This is a genomic window from Mycobacterium asiaticum DSM 44297, assembly GCF_000613245.1.
Lineage (GTDB): Bacteria > Actinomycetota > Actinomycetes > Mycobacteriales > Mycobacteriaceae > Mycobacterium > Mycobacterium asiaticum.
Genome location: NZ_HG964939.1, coordinates 405,743 through 426,952, shown reverse-complemented (window position 1 = coordinate 426,952; position 21,210 = coordinate 405,743). Strand labels below are relative to the sequence as shown.

The following is a 21,210-nucleotide window of genomic DNA, read 5'->3' as shown; positions in this document are numbered from 1 at the left end:
GCGGTTAGGCTTTGCGGCATGCGGACGGCGGTGGTACGGGTCGATGTCGACCCGGGTAGCTTGCTCACCGCCGGGCAACTACGCGAGGGCATGGCGGCGCTCCCCGGTCTGGCCGGCGACGCGGGCGCCGAGGTGGTGGACATCGATCTTGGGAGCCGCCCGCCCGGTCGCCGCGTGGTCGAGGTGCTCATCGCCGGCAGCGATGTCGAATCGGCCAAGATGACGGCGATCGATTTGTGCGGCAAGGCTTTCGGCACCAGCCCGGTGGCCGGAGTGGTTACGTTCGTGAGTCGGGGAACCGACGACGACGCCCATGGCGTGCTGGCCGCGTTCGGAGTCACCGGCGAGATCGTCCGGGAGCCCGGCGACGACGGATACGACGTCGTCCACGTCACGCTGCGTGAGGCCGATCTCGAGCGGGTACCGGAAAGCCGGATCCACACCGCCCTCGAGGCCTCGCTCAACTGCGAGGTTCACATCCGCACGGTCTGAATGCATTACGAGACTCATCACGAACCCAGGAATTCCAGAATTGCGGGCGCGGCCTGTACCCAGGTGTCGAACATGTTGAAGTGCGTCACTCGGCCGGCGGCGCGATCCTCCGACGCCCGCTCCCAAGCGTCCTCGGGCCAGGGCGGATCGATCAGCTTGGATCCCTTGATCAGGCAGCTGACTTCGAGTGAGGTGCGTTTAGGGTGGTCCATGTCGTTCTCGCCGCCGCGGATGATCAGGGTGGGAACCTTGATGCGATCGAACATTTCGTCCTCGACGCCCGGAATGGTCTGACCCGGCTTGGACACGAACGCGTTCAGCCAGCGCAACATCACCTTGAGGAACTCGTCCTTGTCGAAGTCAAGGAAGCGCTGCTTGTTGGCCGGGTTCTCCTCGATGCGGTCGCGCCATTCCGCCACCTTGATGACGCCGTCCATCCCGGTGCCGCGCACGGCGAGAATGCTGGGGATGATGTAGAAGGAACCCAGCACGAAGGTGCCGTAGATACCTCCGACGATGTTCCAGACCACCAGCTTGGTGACCATTTCCGGGTACAGCATCGTGGTGAGCATCGAATCCCTTGCGCCACCGGAACCGCCGGCCAAAATGCACTGCTCGAAGCCCAACCCGGTGATCAGTTTGTGCAGTGTCTCGGCGCGCATGTGCGATTCACTCTGCCCGTAGAACTGGACATCGGATGCGCCGCAATTCGGCCGGTCCCAGAGCAACACGCGATACCCGCCGTCGGCGAGCGCGTCGGCCAGCGGACGCAGCCCGTCGATGTCCTTGCTGAACCGTCCGCCGGGTGTCAGGGCGATGAGATCGCCTGTCTCCCCCAGGATTTCATAGACGACATTGCCACCGTTGATCTCCATCGACGACACGCGGTTCTCCTGCCGGGTCACGCCATCACCAACACATCTTTGCCGATAACCCGGACCGGGTAGGTCCGGATGCTCCACTCCGGTTTCACTGCGGTGGTGCCGGTCGCCAGCTCGAAGCCCCATTGGTGCCAGGGACAGTAGATGTACTCCAAGTCTCGGACCATGACCGCGTCCCCGGCGGCACTCTCGTCGACGACGGTCAGGCCCCGGGCCCGGCCCGAGCACAGCGGACCACCTTGGTGCGGGCAGTAATTCGCGATCGCATAGAACGTGCCGTTGACGTTGTAGACGCCGACGCCGTGTCGCCCGATCGGAACCAGCTTGTGGCTGCCCGGTGGAATTTCGTCGACGGTGGCAACGACATGCTCGCGGCCCTGAGCGAGGCGGGGCTGCTTCACGGCCCCGTTTTCTTCCGACGTCAAGTCAGTGGACCCGGGTCTGGCCCTCGAGGACCGGCACGGTCTCCGGCAGGTGATAGGTGGCGATGCCGTTCTTGAACATCACCGCTTCCCGCGCGGCTTTGGGCAGGTGCTTGACCAGCCACCGCGGGTCATCGAACGTCCAGTGCGGATAGTCCGAGGAATACAGCAGAATCTTTTCGCACTCCATCCACTCGAACGCGCGACTCAACTCGGTCTTGTCCTCCGGGTAGTCCAATGGCTGGGTGGTGAACTTGATGTGGTCCTTGACGTACTCCGACGGCTTGCGCTTGATCTCCACCCAGGACTTGCGGGCTTCGTAAATCGCGTCCATGCGCCACATCAACGGCAGTATCCAGGTGAACGCGTGCTCGACGAACACGATCCGAAGCTTCGGGAACCGGTCGAAGACTCCGTCGAAGATCAGGCTCATCACCTGGTTAGCGGCCAGCAACGAGTAGGTCACCATGAAGTCGTGGTTGTAGCTGGGGAATCCCACCGGCGGTATCGGTAACTCGTCGAACTGGCTGCGGGACAGGTGGCAGCTAACGGTGATGTCATGCTTGGTGGCCGCCGCCCAGATCGGGTCGTATTTCGGATTCCCCCACGACGGCCGCGGCTCGGCCTTGATCAGGATCTGTGCCATGTAGGGATGCCCGGCCCAGCGCTCGATCTCCTGCACGGTCGCTTCGGGATCCTCGATGGCGGCGCATATCGAACCGCGCCACCGCTGATGCCAGTTGTTGTGGCTGTCCAGCCAGTGGTTGGCTTGCCAGTCGTTCAGTGCGACCGACATCGCGTGTTGCGCTTCGGGGATGCGAGCCGGGTAGGCGGCCGGTTCCAGGATGGCGATGTCCGAGCCGGCTTCCATGATCAGCTGCCGAAACGCCATGTCCGGGTCGCTGCCCGGGAATTCGCCGTCCGGCGGGAAAGTGTCCACCCGCATCGCGTAGGCGTGCGCGTAATCCGGTGCGTCGTAATAGATCTGCTCACCGACGTTGCGGGTAAGGAAGTACTTGCTGCGCCACGGCTCCGGGATGTACTGGATGATCTCGCCGCGCTTGGGAACCGGGTGGACATCCGAGTCGACGCACCGTACGGCGATGCGCTCGGTGGGCGGGACACGTTCCTGCGTGTGGGTGAGCGTCATTTCGACCTCCTCGGCCTCATTTCTACTGTGCGCCCGAATCGACGGAGATGTCTATCCCGTACAGCTCGGCCGCGTTGCGCCAGCACAACTTCTCCCGCTGTTCGGCGGACAACGCGCTGGGCAACTTGGTGATGTCGCCGCACTGCCAGTGCGGGTAGCTGCTGCCGAACATCACCATGTCGTCCTTGCCGGTGAAGCTGAACCACTCTCCGGCGAATTCGGCGTCACCGGGACCGTCGAGGCTGCCCTGCACGAAAAAGACGTGGCCGGGCAGGTAGTCACTGGGGATGCGCGGTGCCCAGGGCGTCTGTTCCAGGTGCGGCCGGCCGAAGGTGTCCATCCGCCAGATGAACGGGGTCAAGAAGTCGGCGGCGCCGTCACCCCACACGAATCGCAGGCCGTCGAAGCGCTCGAACACGCCCTCGGCGATCATGTTCATCAGGTGATAGATGTAGTTCAGCGCCATAAAGCTGACGTACTGCTCGTAGGTGCGAGTGTTGCCGTTCGGGGTCGGCGGGAAGGCGATCCCGGAACCGACCTCAATGTGTGCGGCCACCGGCAAGTTCGCATCGACGGCCGCCTCCCACAGCGGCCAGAACTGTGGTTTGCCGTAGAGCTCGCGGGACTGCAGCGGCACGCCGATCTGGATCACGCGCGGGTGCCCGCGCCACTTGTCGATCTCGCGCAAGGCACCGGGGATGTCGTCTGGGTTGACCCGGATGGTGCCGCGGAACCGGCCGTCTGATTCCAGCCAGCGCGACACCATCATCTCGTTGTGGGCGGCGTGCAGCGCGCTCCCGAGATGCCGGTCGGGCATGATGCCGCGCGCCATCGGATGCAGCACTGCCACATCGACCCCGCGCTTGGAAAACAGCTCGTGCGCAACGAATTCGGGGTCAGAGCCCGGATACTGGCGGTCGAGCCCTGTGGTGTCCGGCGCGTACTCACCACCGGGGGCGCCGTACCAGTCCATTTCGTAGTCGGGAAATCCGCGGCTTTTGAACGGCTCGCGGAGAAAGCTGCGCAGGTCCTTGTTGGACGGGAAGAAGATGTGCACACTGGCGTCGATGACCGGCGTGCGCACCCCGTCTGAGTGTTCGATCACGAGCGCCACCCTCCGGCTGCGGCAGGGCCATATGATAGATAACCTAACATTTCGCCAGGCCATTCATCAATGGATATCCGGTAAGCATCTCGGTTAGTCATCTGTCCTGGTTAAGGCCGCTTTTCTGACTCGGCTGCAAGTGTTGTTCTTAATTCCGGATAATAACATTCTCCGGCTTGGTTGTAACACCGCGCGTCGAGTGGGGCGTTACTTGGCGCCCGGTCGCACGACGACGCCGGCAGCCTCTTCGAACGGCTTGATCACGGTGGTGAAGTCCGCATCGGCACCCTGGTCTTGCGCGGCGGCCTCCCAGATCCGGGCTACGGTGTCGGCAATCTCGATCGGAACACCCAGTGCCCTGGCCTCCTCGAGGTACAGCCGCACGTCCTTGACCATGAGGCCCGTCGCGAACCCGTAGTCGAAGGTGCGCGGCAGGATCGCCCGGGGAAACTTGTCCCGGCTGGCGCTGGTGGCGCCCGAGCCGGCGTTGAGCACCTCGATCATCACCGACGGGTCCAGGCCGGCCTTGGCGCCCATGACGACAACTTCCGCCGTGGCGGCCAGCACGTTGGCCGCCAGGATGTTGTTCGCCAGTTTCATGGTCTGCGCCGAGCCCGGTTTGTCGCCGACATAGAACGGCCGGCCGAGGGCTTGGAGCGCGGGCTCGACGATGTCGAAATCCGCCCGCGGACCGGACACCATCACCGCGAGGGCTCCGGACTCGGCGCCGCCGACTCCGCCGCTGACCGGGCTGTCCAAAGCGGCGATGTTGCGCTGCACCAGCCGGTCGTGGATCTGCGTCGCGGTGAATGCACCGACGGTGGAGAGATCGACGTACCGCTGGACCCGCGCGCCCGCAATCACCCCGGTGTCACCGGTGGCCACCTCGAGCGATACCGCGGGGGTGGGCAGGCTCGCGAGCACGGTATGGGCCCGGTCGGCCACCTCCCGCGGTGCGGACGCGGCCTGCGCCCCCAACCAGACGAGGCGGTCGACAGCCGGTCGGTGGGTGTCGAAGACGACAAGGTCGTGCCCCGCCTCCACGAGCCGGCGCGCCATCGGGCCGCCCATGTTTCCCAGCCCGATGAACCCGATCTGCACCGCTAAGCCTCGTCGAGTTCGGCGAAGATCTCGCCGGCGGTGCGGAAGCTGTCCACCGCGGCCGGCACACCGGCGTAGATCGCGACCTGCAGGAAGACCTCGCGGATTTCATCGCGCGTGACGCCATTGGTCAGGGCGGCCCTGAGGTGCGTCCGCAGTTCGTGGGGGCGGTTGAGCACCGAAGTCATGGCCAGGTTGAGCATGCTGCGCGTCTTGCGGCTCAGCCCGTCGCGGCCCCACACCGCACCCCAGCAGTACTCCGTGACCAGGTCCTGCAGGGGTCCGGTGAAGTCGTCGGCGTCGGCGATTGCCCGGTCGACATATTCCTTGCCCAGCACCTCGGAGCGGATCCGCCTGCCGCGCTGGTACGTCTCGCTGTTCAATCCGGTTCTCCTTCGCCGCGAAGCCCACTTGCCAGCAGCTTAGGAGGGGCCCGGATCCGACCTGCGAGCGGCAACACGGCAGGCCGTCGGTGTCCGGCCAATCAGCCTGTCGGGCAACAAACTTGGCTTAGGGTCGGCAGTGCCTAGTTGCAGACCGAGCTGACGATCCAGCCGCCGCCGAGCCGGGCGACGGCGTGCGCCTCGGCTGCGCTGCGCGACAAACCCAGACCGCCGTGGTAGGTATCGCCGTCGTGAGCCACCGCCCCGCAATGAGTGAAGGTGGTCAGGATCGTGCAAGTCTCAGAGCCGCAACGTTGCATAGCTTCCTGCTGTGCGCCCAGCTTCGACTTGTGGCGCCGCGCTGTACCGGAGGAACCGTCGTGGCCGTAGGCGATCGCACCGTAGTGCCTGAGCAGGGGTGGGATATTTGTGGGCGCGTCGGTCGGCACGCTGGGGGCCGCCTGGATCGGCGGAGCCTGATGGGTACGGGCGCTGGCCGGATGGATCACTGTGAAGGCCATCGTGCAGGCAGCTAACAGGCTTGCGAAGGCAAGCGCGACGCGACGTCTTTGTCGTGCCGTCATGGTCATGAACCCTTTCTCGAAAAGTGGCGACCGAACACGTGTGAGCACATGTTTACAACGACGAAACATGCACCTTCTACCATATCAGCCCGAGTGGGCTGCCCCGCCTGAGCGGTGCCGGGGGCGGCGCCGGCAATCAGAGTGAAGTACGCAGCGCCGCAACCGTTTCCAGATCCTCGAGCGCGGTGGCGCTGCGTCGCAGGCCTTCCATGGCGATGGCGTCGTCCTGCATTCCACCCATCCCGGCGGTGATCAGCGCGGCGACATAGGCGTACAACGCGCCCTGCCGGTAGCGCCGATAGAAGTCGTCACCGTCCAACTCGGGCCCGCCCGCGGCGGCCAGCGCGCGCCGATAGACGTCGAGCAGGTCGCGTTGGGCGGCTCGTCGGTCTTCCGGAGTCAGGCTGGTCACCAGCGTGTACGCCAGTTCGCGCGACGGGTGGCCACGCCGCACCGCCTGCCAGTCGAGCAACCCGGGTCGGCCGTCCCGGAAGTAGACGTTGCCGGGATGGGCATCGCCGTGCATCACGGTGTGCGGGGGAGTGTCGATCAGTGCCGCGACCGCGCGATAGTTGGCGGCGATGAAGCGGCCCTGTCGATCGTGGGTGTCGACCGGGGCATCGGTCCGCTCCGCGAGGCGTTTGATCGAGGCGTTCATCAGCGCACCGGTCAGCAGGGAGGTGGCGTCGCCTGACGGGGTGTAAAGCCAACGCGGTGGTCGTCTCCACCACGTGGCGTGCAGCCGGGCCAGCAGCTCGACGATCAGGCCGGCTTCATCCACCGACAGCGGGTGCAGGGTGTCCGGGAACTTACAGGAGGCCGCGGGCAGCGCTTCCAGTACCAGCAGATAGCGGCCGGTCCAAGGATCGAATGCGGTGCCGTAGGCCCTCGGAAGCCCGGTCAGTGCGGGGGCCAGGTCGCGGTAGAACCGCACCTCGGTATGGCCGAGCCGGCCGAGTTCACCCATTAGGCGGGTGGCCGCGGTCTGTGCCGCCAGCTTGACGAACACCGTCTCCGGCACGTCTTCTGCGGCGTCACTGCCGGACAACCGCAGCCGGGCCCGCGAGGATGTTCCGGCGTCGCTGTCCAGGACCTGTACGACGGTCACAGTGCTGCCCATCGCCGCGGAGAGGGCGCCGGGGTCGAGTTCGCCGACCGTGCGGGGCAGTCTTCCACGGCTGCCGACCGCCGCATCAGTCGCCACCCGGCGCAGCCCGCGGCCCAGGTGCGCGGCCAGTCGGGCGACCGAAAGGGCTTGTATGAGGTGCTGTTTCATCGCGATTCATCCTCGCTGGCGGCGGCCTGCTGCGTAGCCATTGACTTTACATATTTGCCGAATATTGTCACGCTGGGAAAGGAGCGTGATGACCGGAGCAACGCGCGACATCTGGGAGGTCCTCTCGACCGCCCGCACCATCCGGCGATTCACCGATCAGCCGGTGGACGATGCCACGCTGACCAGGTGCCTGGAGGCGGCCAGGTGGGCGCCCTCAGGGGCCAACGCCCAGGGCTGGCGATTCGTAGTGCTGCGATCGCCGGAGCAGCGGGCCGTTGTGGCCAAGGCCGCCGCGCAGGCACTCGCTGTGATCGAACCCGTATACGGGATGAGCCGGCCCGCCCCCGACGACACCAGCCGGCGTGCCCGCACCAATCGCGCGACCTACGAGTTACACGACCGCGCGGGCGAATTCACCTCGGTGTTGTTCGCCCAGATCCGTTACCCCACCGCCTCCGAACTCCTGCTGGGCGGCTCGATCTTTCCGGCCATGCAGAACTTCCTGCTGGCGGCTCGTGCCCAGGGCCTGGGTGCCTGCATGACCAGCTGGGCGTCCTACGGCGGCGAGCGACTTCTGCGGGAAGCCGTTGGCGTGCCGGATGATTGGATGCTGGCGGGCCACATCGTCGTTGGTTGGCCCAAGGGCAATCACGGGCCGGTCCGGCGTCGTCCCCTCGCCGAGGCGGTCAACCTCGACCGTTGGGATCGGCCCGCCGGTGAGCTACTCCGCTGAGCTACTCAGCTGACTGGCCGGTGAAGAACCGCGCCGCCTTGCGGATCGATTCCTCGACGGGTTCAGGTTTCCAGCCCAGTTCGCGTTCGGCCTTGCCGTGGTCCAACGGGGACATCAGTTCGGCCATGCGCGCCCCAACGTAGGCGAAGGGTAGGTCGCGGTTCAATACACCGGCGGCGAAGTCGTTCACACGCGCCGCACCGCGGAGGACAGCTATCGGTATCGGGATGCGCGGCGGGCGCCGCCCAACCGCGCGGGCGGCGATCTCGTGCAACTCCTTGGTGCTCATGTAGCGGTCGGAGATGATGTAACGCTCGCCGACGTGTCCCCTTTCGGCCGCCAGAAGCATTGCGCGGGCGGCATCTTCGATCCCGACGACCTCGGAGGAGAAGCCCAGGTAAAACGGGAACCGTCCGTTGGCGACGCGGGCGAGCAGGCCGCCGTGCGGTGTCGGCGCCCAGTCCCGCGGGCCGTAAGTGGTCGAGATGCACATCGCGACCGCGGGCAGCCCGTGCTCACGTGCATAGCCCAGGACCAGATTCTCGGCGGCGACGCGCGAGTCGATGTAGGGTCCGCCATCGTTCCAGTTGTGCGGATCGTCCTCGGTGACCGGCCGGTGGTCGTTGATCGCCAGTGTCCCAGTGCTGCTGGTGAACACGAACTTCCGCAAGTTCGCGCCGAGCGCCGCGTCGAGCACGTGCCGCAGACCCTCGACGTTGGTACGGAACAATGGTGCCGGGTCGCGCAGCCACATCCGCGCGTCGACCACGCAGTAGTACACGATGTCACAACCGGCCATCGCCGTCCGCAAAGCCGCGTCGTCGAAGATATCGCCGTAGCAGCGTTCGACCGGTAGGTCGTCGAATCCCTTTGTCGCGCTGGTCTTGCGGATCATCACCCGCACGTCTTCGCCGGCTGCCACCAGTTGGCGGGTGACGTGCGAGCCCACAAATCCGCTGGCGCCGATGACCAGTTTCTTCATGCTTACGTCCCCTCGGCGAGCATGCCGGGACCGTACTTGGCCCGCAGGAACGTCCACGGGTCGGCGTAGGGGCCGCGGCGTTCGATGCGGCGCTGCAACGCCAGCAGCGTCCGCAACAGCGGGCGGACCACCGGTCCGAGGGCACGCAGCAGCAGGCGGCGCCGGCCCATCGACTCACCGACCCAGGCAACGGTCTGCGACCAGTCGTGCTCCTGATACTCAAGCAGCGCTTGGGATTCGGTGGTGTCGAACCAGCCGGTGAAGCTCCACCCGAGGTCGTCGTCGGGATCACCGGGCAGCCCGATCGACGGGCCGAGCCGCCCCAGCCCGACCGCGGCCATCATGTCGTCCTGCACATCACTCATCAGGTGGAGGTTGGTCTCATCGCCGGCTATCACCAGTACCTTCCCGTCGACGCGGTCGCGTCGGTCCACCGCGTTGGCGAACGCCAGGGCGACATCGCGGGCGTCGGTCATGTGCATCCGGTTGTCGACGGGAGTGGCGCGCACCAGCATGAGGTAGTCGCCGTCGAAGTTGGCCGCGCCGTCGGGTGAGACGATCGCGGCCAGTCGCAGAATGGCGTAGGGCAGTCCGCTGCCGCTGATGACCGCCTCGGCCAGCACCTTGTCCTCGCCGTACTGGTCGATCGGGTTGACCGGGGTGTTCGCGGTGATGCGCTCCGGATACCGGTAGGGGTTGCGGGATCCGTAAACCGCGGCGCTGGAAGCGAATACGAACAGCGGTGGTTCGCTCAACGTCTGAGCCGCCGTCACCAGGTGACGCGTGCCTTCCACGTTGACTCGGCGCGCCAGTGACGGGTTGCGGTACGACGGCGGCGAGACGAGGGCCGCCAGGTGCACGATCGCGGTGGGTTGATGGCGCGCCAGCACCGCGGCGACCGCGTCGGAGTCCAGCAGGTCGGTGTATTCCGGGATCAGCGTGCCGGGGCGGGCGGCCGCGGACAGGGCCGCTGCCCCGGCGACTGAAGCGTCGTTGGCCAGGTCCATGGCTACCACGGTGTGACCACGGCTGAGCAGGATTTCCGCGCAACGCTTGCCGACCTGCCCGAAGGCGCCGGTGACCAGGGTGGTGTTCACCGGGTGAACCTGCGCGCGAGCGCGGACCCTGCATCCCGTAACCGAGGTGAGATTCGCACGGAGAACAGCGGGTTGAAGAAGTCCTCACGGAGCCGGGTCAAAGTCGAGGTCTTGATCAACCATCGGCCGTCGAGTTTTTGGTAGGTCTCGTGATAGTGCCCCCGCCCGTCGAGATTGAGGCCGGGCGCCAGGCGCACGACGTCCTGCAATGCCCAGATCCCGGTCGCGGTGGTGTCGGAGGTGAGCGTGATCTCCGGTGCGTGCACTTGATGCGCCGTGGGCTGGGACGGTTTGCCCAGCGCGCCGCGGACGAACGCCACGAACTCGTCGGCGCCGTGGATCACCTTGCCACCCGACCCCGAGGTGTCGCTGACGAAGTCGTCGGTGAAGAGCTGCCGCCAATCGTCCCACTGCTTGGTGTCCAGGTAGCGGCAGTATCGGGCCTTCAATTGCTTGATCGCCTCGATCTCCCACAGCGTGGCTGCGGTATCCAGCATCGTGGCCCTTTCGGTATAAAGTCATAGCCGGTTTTGAGATTACAACTTCCGCCAAAGAGAATGTTATTCTCGCTAGATATTTCCTGACGGGAGGCGGCCCGGATGCTTTTGGAGTTCGATGCTGATCAGCGGCTGTGGCAGGACACCGTGCGCGATGTCGTCACCAAGCAGTGCCCGCCATCGCTGGTGCGCAGTGTGGCCGAACAGGGTGCTGACACCGAGCCGTTGTGGAAGCTGTACGTGGAGCTGGGCTGGACCGAGCTGAACGACCCGGCCAGTGCGGTGGAGCTGGCGATCGTGCTCGAGGAACTCGGCCACGCCACCGACCCGACGCCGTTCCTGGCGACGATGAGCCAGTTCGCGCCCCTGGTCGGGGAGCGGTTCGACCCGAACCAGTCCGGTACCGCGGTGTACGGCGGGGTCTCCGCGCGCCGTGATGTCGATGGATGGGTGCTCGACGGCACGGCGCGCCACGTGCTCGACGGCGATCGCGTCGAGCGCGTCGCGGTGGTGACCGAAGCGGGAGTGTTCCTCACCGACGCCAGGGCGCTCACCGCCCGCCGGGAGTCGGTGTTCGACCCGGTGCTGCACGTGGCGGACCTGTCCTTCGGCGGCGTCCGAGTGCCCGAAAGTGACCGGCTCGCAGTGAATCCCGAGCACGCGCGCCATATCGCGCTGACCGGGATGGCCCTGACGATGGTGGGCGCCTGCCAGCGCGTCCTGGATCTCGCGCTCGAGCATGTCCGCAGTCGTCACCAGTTCGGGGTGGCGATCGGTTCGTTCCAGGCCGTCCAGCACAAGGCCGCCGACATGCACGTCGCGATCCAGCGCGCGCGGGCGTTGGCATACTTCGCCGCACTGACCATCTCCGCCGACGATCCTCGGCGGCGGCTGGCCGCCGCCATGGCCAAGGCGTCGGCGGGTGAGTGCCAATCGCTGGTGTTCCGGCACGGGCTGCAGCTGCACGGAGCAATGGGATTCACCTGGGAGAACGATCTGCAGTTCGCATTGAAGCGGGCCAAGGCGGGGGAGCTGATGCTGGGCGGCGCATCGGAGCACCGGGCACAAATTGCCAAGGAGTACCGTGCAGCTGACTTTTGATTCCGACGTCGAGGAGTTTCGGGCGGAGTTCTCGGCCTTTCTCGACGAGAACCTTCCCCCCGCAAGCGACCTGCAGGAGCGTCCGCGCTCGGTGTCGCACATGCCGCAGTGGGCACGGCGGTGGCAGCGGCTGCTGTTCGACCACGGGTGGCTGCTGCCCAGTCAGCCACCGGAGTTCGGCGGCCGCAATGCCACAGTGCTGCAGCAGTTCGTCTACCTGGCCGAGCTGGGCCGCCGGCGCATCTATCACAGCTTCAACCCGCAGGGCGTGAATATCGTTGCGGCATCGCTGTTGTCGTTCGGTAACGAGGAACAGAAGCACCGCTGGGCGGTGCCGATCCTGCGCGCCGAGATCACCGCGTCGCTAGGCATGAGCGAGCCGAGCGCGGGCTCCGACCTGGCCTCGTTGCGCACCCGCGCCGTGCTGGAGGGCGACCACTTCGTGGTCAACGGGCAGAAGGTGTGGACCTCGGGCGCGCACGACGCCGATGTTTTGCTGACGTTCGTGCGGACGGACCCTGACGCCCCCAAGCACAAAGGCATCAGCGTGCTGGTGATCCCGACCGACACCGAAGGTGTTGTGCGGCGCCCCTTTCCGTCGATCTGCTCGGCCGACGACCTGGACTTCAACGAAGTGTTCTTCACCGACGTGCGGGTGCCGGCGGAGAATCTGGTCGGCGAGCTGAACCAGGGCTGGCGGGTGGCCAACGGATCACTTGGCCACGAACGCACCATGATGTGGCTCGGATTCGCCGATCGCCTGGACAACGCCATCGCCGACTTCCGCCCTGCCAATGAGCTCGAGCGCGATCGCTACGCAAGCACCATCATGGACAAACAGGCGCTGCGGCTGCTGGGTTCGGTGGCGCTGGCCCGCGCGGCCCGGGGCGAGGACGACGTGGCGGCGATCTCGGTGCTCAAGTTGTTGGGTTCGGAGGCCGAGCTGCGGGCGTTCGAGCTCGCGCTGGAGTCCGCCGGCGGTGACGGGCTGATCAGCCCGGCCCTGACCGGACCGTACGAGCCGATGAACCTCGACCACTACTACTCGAGCTGGTTCGAGCGTTATGCGCGAAGCTTTTCGGGCACCATCGCCGGCGGCACTTCGGAGATCCAGCGCAACATCATCGCCCAGCGAGTGCTCGGCCTACCGCGTTAGGTCCCGCGCTCACTCCTAGACGGGGTCGAATTTGGTGATCAGCCAGTTGCCGTTGGACCGGATCATGCTTACCAGGACGCTGCTGGCCGTCATGGCGGGTTCCGGTTTGTCCTTGCTCGTGGTGCTCTGGTCGACGTACACCAGGACCACCGCCGAATCCGGGTGCAACTCTGACACGGCGGCCCGTATCACGTGGGCGGTCGTTTTCAGCGACTTCTGCTTGGCCGCCGGAGCCACGATCTGCTCGGTGAACTGGTTGTAGTACGACAGGAAATCCCCGGACAGGTGCAACTTCGCATTGGCAAAGTCCTTGTCAAGCGACTCGGGAGAATAGGACAGCAGCGCGACGGTTCCTTCGGATGCCGCGCGGACGACGGTCTGGGCGACGCCGGGGTCGGTCTGTCGGTTCGGCTGATAGCGCGCAAAGTACAACCACGTCGCCACACCAGCGGATGTCAGCAGCAGTAGGACCAGGGCTACGGTAACGACGTTCACCTTGGGCAGCCGGGGAGACCGGTTACGACGCTCGCGCCTCCTTGGTTCTTCGGAGTCATCATCCGCGGGAGCCTCGGTCACCGAATCGGTGGCCTCATCCTCGGCGGGGTCCGGATCGTTGTCGACAACCTCTGCCGTCTCGGTAGTTTCGATGTCGTCGGATACGCGGCTTTCCTTTGTCACGCTACGAACTCCAACTTCGACATCTTGTACTGTCCGCCTTCTTCGGTCACCGTCACCCGGAGCCGCCACACGCGTGGTTCATCCTTGGCGCCCGCGGCATTGGTGATCCGCGATGTCGCCGTGACCAATACCGATGCGGAATTGTCGTTCATGGATTCGACGGCTGTTGCGGTGATAGTTCCCTGGGTGACCACCTTGGACTGCTCGACGACGGTCACGAAATCCTTCGCACGCTGCGCGAAGTCGTCCCTGAACTCACCGGTCGAGCTGTCGAGCAAGCGCTGGACATCTTCCTTGGCCCGGTTGAAGTCCAGTGAGGTCATGTTGATGACGCCCTGCTTGGCCCCGGCGACGAAGTTCGCGGCCCGCTGGTGTCGCTCGTTGGCGTTGTGTTCGTACCACAGCATGTATCCGCTCACGGCAACAAACGCGCAGGTGAGGATGATCGCGGCCACTTTGAGAGTGGTTGACAGGGACGGCCGCCGGCGTCGCCACCGCGATGACCGGGATGGCAGCGCTGCGGCTTCGACCGTCTCCTCGTCGCTGTCCGAATCGGACTCTTCGACCTCGTCGGCGTCCCGGTCCTCGGCTTCGGCGTCAGTGGCCTCAGACTCGGTGTCGGTGGTCTCCGCCTCGGTGTCGGTGTCGGCGGCGGCGTCGGTGTCGGCGGCGGCGTCAACGGCCACGACGTCGGTGGCCTCGGCATCAACCGCGTCGGTAGTCTCGGCTTCGCTTGGGCCGGCGTCAGTGGTTTCGACCTCGGCGCCGGTGGTTTCGGCCTCGGCCTCCCTCGCTAGCATTTCGCGCCGGAGGCGGGCGGCGCGGGCCCGCGCCCGAGCCGCAGCGGCTAACGCTTCGGCTTCGGCGGCTTCTGCCTCGGCTTCCTCGAGCAACGCCATCGCGTCGGCTTTCGAAGTGGCCGAATCATCCGGCGGTGGTTTCGTCTCACTCATCGCGCTTCCCGCCCGTCGCCCTCATCATCGTCGCAACCCCGGTGTCACTGGTTTGGCCATTCCTGCATGAGAATCGCTTGTGGAAAAGTGCGCATCGACGGAGCGGCCGGGCCGGCGCGAGCGAGCACTGGGTCAGCACGGGGATTCGTCCCAGGAGACTAAGGCTCTCGCGCCTACCATCGCATGAGCGTAAAGGGATAAGTGTCTGTTCCCCCCGGGCCGCCTCCGCACCCGGTGTCGTATGTGGTGACCAATTCACCGCTCAACGAGACTGCATCCCACGAATAGACGTCATGTGAGGGGAAGAACTGGACCACACACCGCACGCCATCCGGCACATCGACTGCCATGGTGTAGCGGCCATTGGCGAGGTGGGCGTCTGCCTGCCACCACGCCGCTTGCCCGTTGGGTTGCGGTACCGATTGGACGGTCACGCATCCCGGCTGGCGTGTCGTGCACGGCCGAACAGCCCACAGCCAGTTGTGGCCACGATCCCGGTCCGTATTCGCGGTGTAGTTGCCAACCAACATGTCCGCGTGGGCGGTCGGCGTAACAGTCAGCGCGGACACGGCGATCAGCAGGGCGAGCGCAAGGTTCACTGCGAGAGTCTTCACCGATGCCTCTCCCGTCTGTATCCCATCTGTAGGACACGCGCTCGACCTGAATATAGAGCGCGGTCACGCTGCACAGGCCTACTCTGAAAAATTGCGCCCGTCAACGGCCAGGCTTCCAGGTGGACGGCGACCTGCCGGACGGTGAGACGGCTCAATCGATGACCGCGGCTTCTTTGCGTTCGGTGACCGGCCTGGCCAATTCTTGCTCTTCGCAAATGCGTTGCAGCTTGTCCAGTGTCTCGTCCAAGCCGGCGCCGACCTTGCGGCCCGGGGTGAAGGTGGCCGGCAGGTGGCGCATGCCTTGAATAACACCGATGCTCTCGTAGTGGACCGCGCCGTCGGGGTCGCAGTGGTAGTCCGGCATCCGGTCCAAGACGGCGGTGAGCATCGACTTGAACACCGTGCGCGCCACGTTGGATCCGACGCAGCGGTGCACACCTATGCCGAAGCTGAAGTGGCGGTTGCCTTTACGGTCCAAGACGACCTTGTCCGGGTCGGCGAACACCGTCGGGTCGCGATTGGCCATGGCCCACGAAATCCACAGTCGCTCACCTTCTTTGAACTTGTAGCCGTTGACTTCGACGTCGTCGGAGAATGTTCGCCCGTCACCGGGGGCCGGTGTGAAGAAACGCAGGAACTCCTCGGTCGCTGGGTCAAGCAGCGTATCGAGGTTGTCGTACAGGCGTTTTCGCTCATCAGGGTGCTCTGAAAGCCATTCCAGTGAGTGGGCGGTCAACGCCGTGGTGGTGTCGAACCCGCCGCCGATAACCAGGCCCAAATTGCCGAGGATCTCCAGATCCGGTGCCGGCTCGCCGTCGATCCGCATCTGCAGCAATCCGTTGACGATGCCGGGTCGCGGATTTTCGCGGATCTCGAGCATGTTGTTGACCATGTCGAGCCCCATCTCGCGATGCATCGCGGTGACGCGTTCGATGTCGGGGGAGTGCTCGGGGGTGTAGACGGCGGCATGGACCGGCTCGCTGTACATCTTCCACTTTTTGAGCGGGATTCCCAGCATCGCCAGGGTCAGAACGGCGGGCACGATGTTGGCCAGATCGTCGACAAAGTCGATGTTGCCGGACTCGATCTTCTCATCCAGGCAAGCCCGGGTGACGTCGTCGACGAAAGGTACCCAGCGCTTGACCGCTGCCGGAGATAGATAGGGATTCAAAACGGTGCGGTAGGTGCGGTGTTCGGGGTCGTCCATTTCCAGGATGCCGCCCCGCACTGCGCTCACGCGGCTGGCCGTCGGAATCGAAATACCTTTATAGCCACGCCGTTCGCCATGAATGTCATGGTCGTTGGAGACCGCCGGGCAGCGGGCCAGTTCGAATACCTCGTTGCTGCCGGCGGCAACCCAGTGCCCCCCGTAGGTATCGGTCCATGCCATCGGGCACTTGGCGTGCATCTCCTCGGTGATCGACTTGAATCGCGACCGGTAGTCCGCGGAGTGCCGATCAAAGTGGTAGCGGTATTTCTTGCGATCACCCTCGGTGGTGGCCATCTCATCCACGCTGTCATCCACGCTGTCGTCCACACTCAAAGCGCTGTCTCCCTTAGCGTTCAGTCGGTCAGGATGATGGCCTGCTCCGGGCAGGACTGGGCGGCTTCCCGTACCTGGTCAAGCTGATCCTCGGGTACCACTTCGCTGACGGCCGACGCGCTGCCGTCGAGTTCGCTGAGTGCAAACGAGTCCGGCGCGATCATCGAGCACAACGTGTGACCCTGGCAGCGTTCAGGATCGACCCACACTTTCATCGCTTCTCCTCGTTCAGGTGTTCCGGCCGCCGTTGACCCCCAGGATCTGGCCGGTGATGTAGCCGGCTTCCTCGGAGATCAGAAAGGCACATGCGGCGGCGATGTCTTCCGGCTTGCCGATCCGGCGTACCGGCGTCCTGGCGATGTTCTGCTCGATGTCGCCGAGGAACCCGTTCGCCTCCGCGCTGCGCAGCATCGGCGTGTCGATGAAACCCGGTGGTATCGCGTTGACGGTGATGCCGCTTGGTCCGTACTCGAGTGCCAATGACTTGGTGAGTCCGTTGACGGCGGATTTCGCCGCCACGTAGTGCGACATATATGGCGTGCCCGAATGGGTGCTCGACGACGAGATGTTGACGATCCGTCCCCACCCTGCTTCCACCATGTCCGGCAGGACCGCCTGGATGGTGTGGAACACGCCATGCAAGTTGACGTTGATGACCTTTTGCCAGTCCTCGAAGGTGATGTTGGTAAAGCGTTTGAAGCCATCCAGGCCGGCGGCGTTGACCAGAATCGTCACCGGGCCCAGTCGGTCGCGGATCGCCGACAGTGCGTCGTCCACCTGCGAGCGTTCGGTGACGTCGGCGGTGAAGCCCAAGTCGTCCTCGGAGGGTTTGAGGTCGATCGCTGCGACGTTCAGGCCGTCGGCGCGCAGTCGTTTGACGATGGCAAGTCCGATACCGGATCCGCCGCCCGTCACCACCGCGGTCTTCACTGCGCGCCCTCGCGCAGCAGCTTGGAATGCTTTCGACCCGCCGCCGTCTCGGCCACAAAGAATCTCCCTTGCATTTATGAGAATCGTACTCTCAGGCTGAAGGCGGCTGCAAGCGGCTTGGAATACCCGGTCTAACCAGGGCCTTGCCGACTGTTGAGTGCTCCGCTGAGCGACCGCTCAGATGTTCCACAGGTCAATCGAGTCTGGTCACTTTCTTGAGTTCTTGCCACTCGAATGTAAGATTCGCCAGGGATGAGAATGAAATTATCGTGACCGACGCCACGCCGGTATCAGCCAGTTCGACACCCGAGGGGCTCACAATGTCAGCGCAGCAGACGGCGACCGCATGAAACCGCTGGAAGGCATGCGGGTGCTGGAAGTGGCCATGTACGGCTTCGTGCCGTCGGCCGGCGCGGTCCTCGCCGAATGGGGCGCCGACGTGGTCAAGGTAGAGCACGCGGTCACCGGGGATCCGCAGCGCGGACTGCGTCAGACCGGGATGCTTCGCGTCGAGGGCGACCCCAACCCCAACATCGAGCACGCCAACCGCGGCAAGCGCAGCATCGGCCTGGACATGTCGGTGCCTGAAGGCAAGGAAGTGCTCTATGAGCTTGCCCGCCGCTCGGATGTATTTCTGACCAGCTTTCTGCCCGAGCATCGGCAGAAGTTCGGCATCGACGTCGAGCACATTCGCGCGGTCAACCCAGCCATCATCTACGCCCGCGGTAGTGCACTCGGCCCGCGGGGCGCAGAGTCCGTCAAGGGTGGCTACGACATGACCGCCTTCTGGTGCCGGGCCGGGACCGCTGCCACCGTCACCCCGATGGGCTACGACGGCATGATCAACCCGCCCGGGCCCGCCTATGGCGACACCATCTCGGGCACCAACCTCGCCGGTGGCATCGCAGCAGCATTGCTCAAGCGCGAGCGCACCGGTGAACCGTCGGTCGTCGATGTCTCGCTACTGGGCAGCGGGCTGTGGTCGCTGGGGCACACCGTCGCGCTCACAAATCATCTCGGTCAGCTGATGATGTCGCCGCCGCCCGGAATCCACGGCTCTCCGGTCAACCCGTTGGTCGGCGTGTACCCAACCGCCGACAACCGCTATATCTCCCTAGTCATGATGCAGCCCACCAAGTTCTGGGCCGACGTATGCCAACACATCGATCGCCCGGAACTGGCAGACGACCCGCGCTTTGCCGATTCCGAGAAGATCGCTGCGAATACTGCTGAAGCGGTTGAGATCTTGACCAAAGTCATTGCAACTCGCACCCTTGCCGAATGGAGCGAGCGTTTCGCGACGCTGGCGGGTCCCTGGGCCCCGGTGCAGGACACGCTGCAAGCCGCCGCCGACCCGCAGATCCGGGCGAACGAATACATCGTGCGCGCAGGCGAACTCGAGCTAGTGGCCAACCCGGTGCAATTCGACGTCGCCGCACCGAAGACTGGCCCGGCGCCCGGATTTGCCGAGCAGACCGATGAGATTTTGTTGGAACTTGGACTCGACTGGGATCGCATCATCGAACTGAAGACCGCTGGTGCGGTTACCTAGCGATGCCGAGATGCTCCATCCCTCTGCCCGTTCCCTCCATGACTCCCCGCTACTTTTGAGACCCCTGTTCTCTATAACGGTTGTACGTTTTCCATTCCCACCGGACGTGATATGAGTCATAATCGCCAAGCGCTCCAAGACATGCGGCTCGGGAGCCAACGTGGCTGGAAGCGTCAACTCACGCAACAGAATGGAGGAGTGGCGTGAGTAGGAACGCCATTTGGAAGCTGAGCTACGGCAAATGTCTAAGCAGTTCGTATAACTGGCTGCGAGATGTTTAGCGCTCACCAAGCCGACAGGGGTTGACGCCGATGGCGAAGGGAGGCAGCGATCGGTGGTCGCCCGGCGTGGCGTTGCCCAGCAGCCTGGCTGGGCCGATGCAGGCCGTCGGCGCGTTGTTCGCGATGACTCGGGACGCGGTCAGGTTCCTGTTCCGCCGGCCCTTTCAGGGCCGAGAATTCATTGAACAGTCGTGGTTTGTAGCCCGCGTGTCGTTGGCTCCAACATTGTTGGTCGCTATCCCGTTCACCGTCTTGGTCAGTTTCATCCTGAACATCCTGTTGCGCGAACTCGGCGCAGCGGACTTATCCGGTGCCGGTGCGGCTTTCGGTGCCGTCACCCAGGTGGGGCCACTGGTCACGGTGCTGATCGTCGCCGGCGCGGGTGCCACGGCGATGTGTGCGGACTTGGGTTCACGGACCATCCGCGAAGAGATTGACGCGATGGAAGTACTCGGCATCAACCCGGTACAACGGTTGGTGACGCCACGGATGCTGGCTTCAGGACTGGTTGCGTTGCTGCTGAACAGTCTGGTGGTCATCATCGGCGTCCTAGGCGGTTACATCTTTTCGGTCTTCGTCCAAGACGTCAATCCTGGCGCGTTCGCTGCGGGCATCACGCTGTTGACCGGCGTACCCGAAGTCATTATTTCCTGTGTGAAGGCAGCGCTTTTCGGTCTGATCGCGGGTGTCGTGGCTTGTTACCGAGGGCTGTCGATCACCGGTGGGGGCGCCAAGGCTGTCGGCAACGCCGTCAACGAAACCGTCGTATACGCGTTCATGTCCCTGTTCGTCGTGAATGTGGTCGTCACCGCCATAGGCATCAAGGTGTCAGGGAAGTAGGGGCACGCAGAGGTGGCGCTGAGGGCCGTATACCCGCGATTATCAAGGCAACTGGACAAGCCAGTCGCTTTGATGGGGCGTCTCGGCGACCACACCATGTTCTACGGCAAGGCGCTGGCAGCCATTCCTTTTGCCGCCACTCGTTATCGGCGCGAAGTGATCCGTCTCATCGCCGAAATCAGTATGGGCGCTGGAACGTTGGCGATGATCGGCGGAACTGTCGTGATCGTCGGGTTCCTGACGCTGGCGACCGGCGGCACGCTGGCCGTCCAGGGTTACAGCTCACTGGGCAACATCGGCATCGAAGCGCTGACCGGCTTCCTGTCCGCTTTCATCAATGTGCGTATCGCTGCGCCGGTGGTTGCGGGAATCGGTCTGGCGGCAACGTTCGGCGCCGGGGTGACCGCGCAATTGGGCGCCATGCGAATCAACGAAGAAGTCGACGCGCTGGAATCCATGGCGATTCGACCCGTCGCCTACCTGGTGAGCACCAGGATCTTGGCCGGCATGATGGCGATCACGCCGTTGTACGCCATTGCGGTGGCGTTGTCCTTCGTCGCCAGTCAGTTCACCACCGTGTTTCTGCTCGGCCAGTCAGCGGGCTTGTACAACCACTACTTCGACACTTTCCTGAACCCGTACGACCTGTTGTGGTCATTCCTACAGGCCACTCTGATGGCGCTGACCATCCTGTTGATCCACACCTACTACGGATATTTCGCTTCGGGTGGGCCATCCGGTGTTGGTACCGCGACCGGCAATGCGGTCCGCACCTCTCTGATCGTCGTGGTATCAGTGACCCTGCTGGTGTCACTGTCGGTCTACGGCGCCAACGGCAACTTCAATCTTTCTGGATAGC

Annotated in this window: 24 protein-coding genes; 7 read left to right on the top strand and 17 right to left on the bottom strand. The window is 64.5% G+C overall.

What is annotated here, in order from left to right:
* Positions 1-18 precede the first annotated feature (18 nt).
* Positions 19-492 carry a hypothetical protein gene (locus tag BN972_RS25955; RefSeq protein WP_036365147.1) on the top strand — a complete coding sequence of 158 codons (474 nt, stop codon included), beginning with the start codon at positions 19-21 and terminating at the stop codon, positions 490-492.
* A 17-nt stretch (positions 493-509) separates the two neighbouring features.
* Here the strand turns inward: BN972_RS25955 and BN972_RS25950 are convergent, their stop codons facing one another.
* From BN972_RS25950 to BN972_RS25915, 8 genes are all read right to left on the bottom strand, one after another.
* Positions 510-1,376, bottom strand: a complete 867-nt coding sequence (locus BN972_RS25950) for an alpha/beta fold hydrolase (RefSeq protein WP_036365945.1) — start codon at positions 1,374-1,376, stop codon at positions 510-512.
* A 17-nt stretch (positions 1,377-1,393) separates the two neighbouring features.
* On the bottom strand, positions 1,394-1,798 hold the full coding sequence (locus tag BN972_RS25945; protein ID WP_172831297.1) for a Rieske (2Fe-2S) protein: 405 nt from the start codon (positions 1,796-1,798) through the stop codon (positions 1,394-1,396).
* Position 1,799: 1 nt separating this feature from the next.
* Positions 1,800-2,945: an amidohydrolase family protein gene (locus BN972_RS25940; RefSeq protein ID WP_036365144.1), complete on the bottom strand. Its 1,146-nt coding sequence runs from the start codon at positions 2,943-2,945 to the stop codon at positions 1,800-1,802.
* A gap of 22 nt (positions 2,946-2,967) precedes the next feature.
* On the bottom strand, positions 2,968-4,050 hold the full coding sequence (locus tag BN972_RS25935) for an amidohydrolase family protein (protein ID WP_036365939.1): 1,083 nt from the start codon (positions 4,048-4,050) through the stop codon (positions 2,968-2,970).
* A 207-nt stretch (positions 4,051-4,257) separates the two neighbouring features.
* A complete protein-coding gene (locus BN972_RS25930) occupies positions 4,258-5,151 on the bottom strand; it encodes an NAD(P)-dependent oxidoreductase (RefSeq protein WP_036365142.1) in 894 nt (297 codons plus the stop codon).
* Positions 5,152-5,153: 2 nt separating this feature from the next.
* Entirely contained in the window at positions 5,154-5,534 is a 381-nt protein-coding gene (locus tag BN972_RS25925; protein WP_036365139.1) for a carboxymuconolactone decarboxylase family protein, read from the bottom strand.
* 143 nt (positions 5,535-5,677) lie between these two features.
* A complete protein-coding gene (locus BN972_RS25920) occupies positions 5,678-6,055 on the bottom strand; it encodes a DUF4189 domain-containing protein (protein WP_080697214.1) in 378 nt (125 codons plus the stop codon).
* A gap of 199 nt (positions 6,056-6,254) precedes the next feature.
* Positions 6,255-7,394 (bottom strand): phosphotransferase, encoded by a 1,140-nt coding sequence (locus BN972_RS25915; RefSeq protein ID WP_036365136.1) that lies wholly within the window; start codon positions 7,392-7,394, stop codon positions 6,255-6,257.
* Between the two features lie 88 nt (positions 7,395-7,482).
* On the opposite strand from BN972_RS25915, the gene BN972_RS25910 reads away from it, so the two are divergent.
* Positions 7,483-8,127, top strand: coding sequence for a nitroreductase family protein (locus BN972_RS25910; RefSeq protein ID WP_036365133.1), 645 nt, complete (start codon positions 7,483-7,485; stop codon positions 8,125-8,127).
* Position 8,128: 1 nt separating this feature from the next.
* Here BN972_RS25910 and BN972_RS25905 read toward each other — a convergent pair whose 3' ends face one another.
* From BN972_RS25905 to BN972_RS25895, 3 genes are read right to left on the bottom strand one after another with little or no spacing between them, the layout of a single operon-like run.
* Positions 8,129-9,109, bottom strand: a complete 981-nt coding sequence (locus tag BN972_RS25905; protein WP_036365131.1) for an NAD-dependent epimerase/dehydratase family protein — start codon at positions 9,107-9,109, stop codon at positions 8,129-8,131.
* Between the two features lie 2 nt (positions 9,110-9,111).
* Positions 9,112-10,206 (bottom strand): NAD-dependent epimerase/dehydratase family protein, encoded by a 1,095-nt coding sequence (locus tag BN972_RS25900; protein ID WP_036365128.1) that lies wholly within the window; start codon positions 10,204-10,206, stop codon positions 9,112-9,114.
* On the bottom strand, positions 10,203-10,703 hold the full coding sequence (locus BN972_RS25895; protein ID WP_036365125.1) for a nuclear transport factor 2 family protein: 501 nt from the start codon (positions 10,701-10,703) through the stop codon (positions 10,203-10,205). The genes BN972_RS25900 and BN972_RS25895 overlap by 4 nt, the downstream gene beginning before the upstream one ends.
* Positions 10,704-10,805: 102 nt before the next feature.
* Between BN972_RS25895 and BN972_RS25890 the strand changes: the two genes are divergently transcribed.
* Positions 10,806-11,804, top strand: coding sequence for an acyl-CoA dehydrogenase family protein (locus tag BN972_RS25890; RefSeq protein WP_036365122.1), 999 nt, complete (start codon positions 10,806-10,808; stop codon positions 11,802-11,804).
* On the top strand, positions 11,788-12,960 hold the full coding sequence (locus BN972_RS25885; protein WP_036365119.1) for an acyl-CoA dehydrogenase family protein: 1,173 nt from the start codon (positions 11,788-11,790) through the stop codon (positions 12,958-12,960). Before BN972_RS25890 ends, BN972_RS25885 begins: the two co-directional genes overlap by 17 nt.
* Before the next feature lie 15 nt (positions 12,961-12,975).
* On the opposite strand, the gene BN972_RS25880 is transcribed toward BN972_RS25885, so the two are convergent.
* The 6 genes from BN972_RS25880 to BN972_RS25855 all read right to left on the bottom strand — a co-directional run bounded on the left by BN972_RS25880 (position 12,976) and on the right by BN972_RS25855 (position 17,678).
* Entirely contained in the window at positions 12,976-13,638 is a 663-nt protein-coding gene (locus BN972_RS25880) for a hypothetical protein (RefSeq protein ID WP_390176238.1), read from the bottom strand.
* Complete coding sequence (locus tag BN972_RS25875) at positions 13,635-14,591, bottom strand: hypothetical protein (RefSeq protein WP_036365115.1); 957 nt, start codon at positions 14,589-14,591, stop codon at positions 13,635-13,637. Before BN972_RS25875 ends, BN972_RS25880 begins: the two co-directional genes overlap by 4 nt.
* Positions 14,592-14,764: 173 nt before the next feature.
* Complete coding sequence (locus tag BN972_RS25870) at positions 14,765-15,160, bottom strand: hypothetical protein (RefSeq protein ID WP_036365931.1); 396 nt, start codon at positions 15,158-15,160, stop codon at positions 14,765-14,767.
* Positions 15,161-15,356: 196 nt separating this feature from the next.
* A complete protein-coding gene (locus BN972_RS25865; protein WP_036365113.1) occupies positions 15,357-16,748 on the bottom strand; it encodes a cytochrome P450 in 1,392 nt (463 codons plus the stop codon).
* A gap of 20 nt (positions 16,749-16,768) precedes the next feature.
* Positions 16,769-16,963, bottom strand: coding sequence for a ferredoxin (locus BN972_RS25860; protein ID WP_036365111.1), 195 nt, complete (start codon positions 16,961-16,963; stop codon positions 16,769-16,771).
* Between the two features lie 13 nt (positions 16,964-16,976).
* Positions 16,977-17,678, bottom strand: coding sequence for an SDR family NAD(P)-dependent oxidoreductase (locus tag BN972_RS25855; RefSeq protein WP_036365108.1), 702 nt, complete (start codon positions 17,676-17,678; stop codon positions 16,977-16,979).
* A gap of 346 nt (positions 17,679-18,024) precedes the next feature.
* Here BN972_RS25855 and BN972_RS25850 point away from each other — a divergent pair, with 346 nt between their 5' ends.
* The 3 genes from BN972_RS25850 (at position 18,025) to BN972_RS25840 (ending at position 21,209) form a co-directional block, all read left to right on the top strand.
* Positions 18,025-19,230 carry a CaiB/BaiF CoA transferase family protein gene (locus BN972_RS25850; protein ID WP_036365105.1) on the top strand — a complete coding sequence of 402 codons (1,206 nt, stop codon included), beginning with the start codon at positions 18,025-18,027 and terminating at the stop codon, positions 19,228-19,230.
* A 311-nt stretch (positions 19,231-19,541) separates the two neighbouring features.
* Positions 19,542-20,351 (top strand): MlaE family ABC transporter permease, encoded by an 810-nt coding sequence (locus BN972_RS25845; RefSeq protein ID WP_036365103.1) that lies wholly within the window; start codon positions 19,542-19,544, stop codon positions 20,349-20,351.
* Between the two features lie 12 nt (positions 20,352-20,363).
* Positions 20,364-21,209: an MlaE family ABC transporter permease gene (locus BN972_RS25840; protein WP_036365100.1), complete on the top strand. Its 846-nt coding sequence runs from the start codon at positions 20,364-20,366 to the stop codon at positions 21,207-21,209.
* The last annotated feature ends 1 nt before the right edge of the window (position 21,210 follow it).

Bases quoted from the DNA above. Each gene is read 5' to 3' on its own strand.
- BN972_RS25955 (WP_036365147.1), top strand. From the start codon at position 19: ATGCGGACGGCGGTGGTACGGGTCGATGTCGACCCGGGTAGCTTGCTC.
- BN972_RS25940 (WP_036365144.1), bottom strand. From the start codon at position 2,945: ATGACGCTCACCCACACGCAGGAACGTGTCCCGCCCACCGAGCGCATC.
- BN972_RS25920 (WP_080697214.1), bottom strand. From the start codon at position 6,055: ATGGCCTTCACAGTGATCCATCCGGCCAGCGCCCGTACCCATCAGGCT.
- BN972_RS25915 (WP_036365136.1), bottom strand. From the start codon at position 7,394: ATGAAACAGCACCTCATACAAGCCCTTTCGGTCGCCCGACTGGCCGCG.
- BN972_RS25910 (WP_036365133.1), top strand. From the start codon at position 7,483: ATGACCGGAGCAACGCGCGACATCTGGGAGGTCCTCTCGACCGCCCGC.
- BN972_RS25905 (WP_036365131.1), bottom strand. From the start codon at position 9,109: ATGAAGAAACTGGTCATCGGCGCCAGCGGATTTGTGGGCTCGCACGTC.
- BN972_RS25895 (WP_036365125.1), bottom strand. From the start codon at position 10,703: ATGCTGGATACCGCAGCCACGCTGTGGGAGATCGAGGCGATCAAGCAA.
- BN972_RS25890 (WP_036365122.1), top strand. From the start codon at position 10,806: ATGCTTTTGGAGTTCGATGCTGATCAGCGGCTGTGGCAGGACACCGTG.
- BN972_RS25875 (WP_036365115.1), bottom strand. From the start codon at position 14,591: ATGAGTGAGACGAAACCACCGCCGGATGATTCGGCCACTTCGAAAGCC.
- BN972_RS25860 (WP_036365111.1), bottom strand. From the start codon at position 16,963: ATGAAAGTGTGGGTCGATCCTGAACGCTGCCAGGGTCACACGTTGTGC.
- BN972_RS25850 (WP_036365105.1), top strand. From the start codon at position 18,025: ATGAAACCGCTGGAAGGCATGCGGGTGCTGGAAGTGGCCATGTACGGC.
- BN972_RS25845 (WP_036365103.1), top strand. From the start codon at position 19,542: ATGGCGAAGGGAGGCAGCGATCGGTGGTCGCCCGGCGTGGCGTTGCCC.